4 protein-coding genes are annotated in these 3,501 nt (G+C 47.3%); all 4 read right to left on the reverse strand.

What is annotated here, in order from left to right:
- Window positions 1-120: 120 nt before the first annotated feature.
- Window positions 121-348 carry a 4Fe-4S dicluster domain-containing protein gene (locus H6S82_RS24420; protein ID WP_190474246.1) on the reverse strand — a complete coding sequence of 76 codons (228 nt, stop codon included), beginning with the start codon at window positions 346-348 and terminating at the stop codon, window positions 121-123.
- Window positions 349-429: 81 nt separating this feature from the next.
- Window positions 430-1,755, reverse strand: coding sequence for an ATP phosphoribosyltransferase regulatory subunit (locus tag H6S82_RS24425; RefSeq protein ID WP_190474244.1), 1,326 nt, complete (start codon window positions 1,753-1,755; stop codon window positions 430-432).
- A gap of 2 nt (window positions 1,756-1,757) precedes the next feature.
- Window positions 1,758-2,738, reverse strand: coding sequence for a DnaJ domain-containing protein (locus H6S82_RS24430; protein WP_190474242.1), 981 nt, complete (start codon window positions 2,736-2,738; stop codon window positions 1,758-1,760).
- A 62-nt stretch (window positions 2,739-2,800) separates the two neighbouring features.
- On the reverse strand, window positions 2,801-3,501 hold a 701-nt coding region (locus H6S82_RS24435), incomplete at its 5' end, for an inositol monophosphatase family protein (protein WP_191056845.1).

Below are 3,501 nucleotides of genomic sequence, written 5' to 3' on the forward strand. Positions count from 1 at the left end.
TTTGACTTTTGACTTTTGACTTTTGACTTTTGACTTTTGACTTTTGACTTTTGACTTTTGACTTTCGACTTTTGACTTTCGACGTTTGACGTTTGACGTTTGACGTTTGACTTTTGACTTTTAAGAAGGCGTTTTTTGCAAATCCGGACGCTCTTCAGCGACTATCGCATCTTCTACAGGACATACCTGTAGACAAATACCGCAGTCAATGCAGGTGGCAAAATCAATCCAGTACCAATCAGTACCTTTGACATTTTTGCCTGGGCCTTCGTGAATGCAAGCAACGGGACAAGCGGAAACGCAGTCGGCGACGCCTTCGCAAATATCAGTAACGATCGTGTGAGGCACAGTGTTCTCTCTCTCAAAATTCGGCAGACGAGCCCGAACAGAACTCGCCTTCTAACCTACATTACGAATTGTAATGCTTTTTTATAGGGTTTCAATTGTTGGGGAGCCTTCCCCTTGTACCCAAGCAATTTGACGGATACGGCGAAGACTGGCGTATTCCCGAATCGCATCGGGATCGCGTCCTCCCAAATCTATTTCCACGCGCACTAAATTGACCGAATCTCTGAGAGTTTGGGCGTAAGCAAACGCAGCTGGGTAAGCTTGGGGAGTTTCGGGAACAACTAACCAGTCGCTGGCGGGCGTTTGGTGAGGCAGCTGAGCGGTAGGTAGCAAGGCTTGGTGCAGATCTTCGATATTGAGACAGAATCCAATACCGGGAACATTGTCTCCTTGAGGGTGATAGAGACTGAGCAATCGATCGTAGCGACCTCCCTGTCCCAGAACGCGCTTGTCAGTTTCCGTTTCGCCGACTGCTTCAAATACTATGCCGGTGTAGTAATCGAAGGTTTGAATTAAGCTGAGGTCGAGAATTAATTTTGAGGCGAGCGACGATCCATCGGCTAGCTTTGGAAAACCTTGTTCGAGTAATTCTATCAGAGATTTAAGATTGTTGAGAGCTTCTTGTTGAGGCGGCGCTAGTTCTAGATTGGCAACTTTTTGTAGCACATCATTTGGGCGTCCGCGCAAATCCAACAATATCAGAGCGCGTTGGCGCAGTTCGTCGGAAAGCGGTAGCGTTTCTAAGGTAACGCGATCCAGATGAGCGATCGCAAACCGCACCTTATCTTGCAAAGCACTGGGAAAAGCAGAGAGCAAACTTCGCGTCAGTTCTGCTTCTCCCAAAATCAAATACCAGTTATGCAAACCCAGAGTCTGCAAACATTCTGTCAGCAAGAGCAAGATTTCTGCATCCGCAAGCAACCCGCCGCCACCGATCAATTCTACCCCAGCTTGATAAAATTCCTGCTGATTGTTGTGGCTGCTATCGTGCGATCGTCGAAACACATTGGCATTGTAGTAGAGGCGTTGGGGATAGGTGACGCCAGCCATGCGAGTAACAGCAGTCCGTGCGATACTAGCCGTTAGTTCTGGACGCAACCCCAGTCCTTCTTCTTCAATGTTTTGCAGTTGCAGCACCGTCGATCTGTCGATCGCTCCCCCAGCCATCAGTGTATCCAAACGCTCGATCGTGGAGGTAATAATCCGGTGATAACCCGCTCGATGATATACCTGCTGCAAACGTTCTTCAATCCAACGTTTTTGCGCCACATCCAGGGGCAATAAATCTCTCGCCCCTGGGGCATAAAAATTCAGTCCTTTATCATCTGAGCGAACAAAAGTTCCGCCTTTGCTATCCCCCCTTTTTGGGGGGAAGGAGGGGGGTGAGGGGGGTGATTGATGCAGCATTATTACTTTTTCTTTTCGTTTTTGTCAGTTTTCTTGCCAAATAAACCAAATAAACCGCCACTGGATTTTTCCGCCTCCTTCTTCTTCGCAGAGGCGGTAGCGGCAGCAGATTTTTCTGCCAGTTTTTCCATCAGTTTTTTGACTTCCAAAGCAGTTGGTTCTTGAGGATTAAACTTCAAAGCTTGATTCATATGAACCTTAGCCATAGTCATCTGGTCTTGCTTCCAATAAGCCATTGCCAGTATGGCATGACAGCGACTGTTATTTGGCTCCATTTTAAGCGCGTCCTTCATTTCCAAAACCGCTCTAGCAGGGTAATTCTTTTCGATATATTCTAGTGCGCGACGGCAGTATGTCTCGGTAGGAGATGTTTCCTGCTTATCTACTTTTTTCTCAGCCACCGAGGCCGTTCCTTGTGCCGGTGGTTTGGTCGTTCCTCCACTTGCTGCTGTTGCGGTTTGCGGCTTCGGCACTGCCTGTGCGACTTTGTTAACAGGTTGACCTTGACTGGCTTTTCGCAACAAATAAATCAAATTTATTTCGCTAATTTCAGCAGTTTGTTCTAGAACTTTATCGAGGGATTCATATTGCTTTTCGCTCAAGTTTTGCAGTACAGTTTTGTACTCTTGCTCAAAGTTACCTGACTTACTTAACTTCTTAGCTATTTCGCTACGAACTTCGATTTGATTTTGTTCTTGAACAAGGCGTTTTCCCATGCGACTTAAAAGTGCATTATGTTCGGCTCGACTTTGCTCGCTAAACAGTTGTTCGTAGGCTGGATTCACCATTTTGGCAAAGAACTGACTTGCCTGATGTTTTACTGCTTCGCTTTCCGCAATGCAGCTATCAGGATGCAAGCGACGGGAAATTTTGAGATACCGTTTGCGAACGTCGTTGGCCGTTGCATCCAAAGGTACCCCTAAAACTGCGTGGTGATCTGTGAAATCAAACTTGAATAGTCCCCGTTCAATATTAAGAGCCATAGTGTAGTTTCCGACTTATGAAGCGATTAAATCTAGTGTACTTCGCCACCTCTATTAATGCGCTAGCGTGAATGTACGGCATTATTCCAGGCAGATAAAGGACGTACCTGCATAAGTTCGGTACTAAGGTTGTGATGAATATAACCGTTAGTAGCCAAAATCCGGCCTGAATCAATTTGCAACGAACTGCCATCGTAGGCGGTAACATTGCCACCGGCTTCCTGGACGATTACCACTCCTGCGGCCATATCCCAAGGAGAAAGTCCTCTTTCCCAGTATCCATCAAGGCGTCCGCAAGCTACATGAGCTAGATCCAGGGATGCCGAGCCGCTGCGCCGAACGCCTTGGGTAAGATGAGTAAGGTGGCAAAACTCGGCGTAGTTGTTGTCAGCCGTCTCGCGACGATCGTAAGCAAATCCCGTCACTAACAGACTCTTGCTCAACTCCGATGTTTGCGAAACTCGGATGGGCCTCCGGTTGCGCGTTGCACCCAAACCTTTAGCTGCGCGAAACAGTTCGTTGTGAAAGGGATCGTAAATAACGCCCACCTGGGGAACTCCGTCAATCAACAATGCAATTGAGGTGGCGAAAAATGGGTACTGGTGAGCGAAGTTGGTAGTACCGTCTAGCGGATCGATCGCCCAGAGGTATTCACTTTTGTTTTTTCCCAGTCGCCCGGATTCTTCTGCCAAAATTGAGTGGTTGGGAAAATGACGATCTAAAATTTCTAGGATTGTAGCTTCAGCGGCTTTATCTGCTGCCG

Origin of the sequence: Planktothrix sp. FACHB-1355 (assembly GCF_014748295.1) — a bacterium.
In the GTDB taxonomy this organism is placed as follows: domain Bacteria; phylum Cyanobacteriota; class Cyanobacteriia; order Cyanobacteriales; family Aerosakkonemataceae; genus Aerosakkonema; species Aerosakkonema funiforme_A.

Excerpts from the sequence above, each read along its gene's own strand:
- H6S82_RS24425 (WP_190474244.1), bottom strand. The coding sequence starts at position 1,755 with ATGCTGCATCAATCACCCCCCTCACCCCCCTCCTTCCCCCCAAAAAGG.
- H6S82_RS24430 (WP_190474242.1), bottom strand. The coding sequence starts at position 2,738 with ATGGCTCTTAATATTGAACGGGGACTATTCAAGTTTGATTTCACAGAT.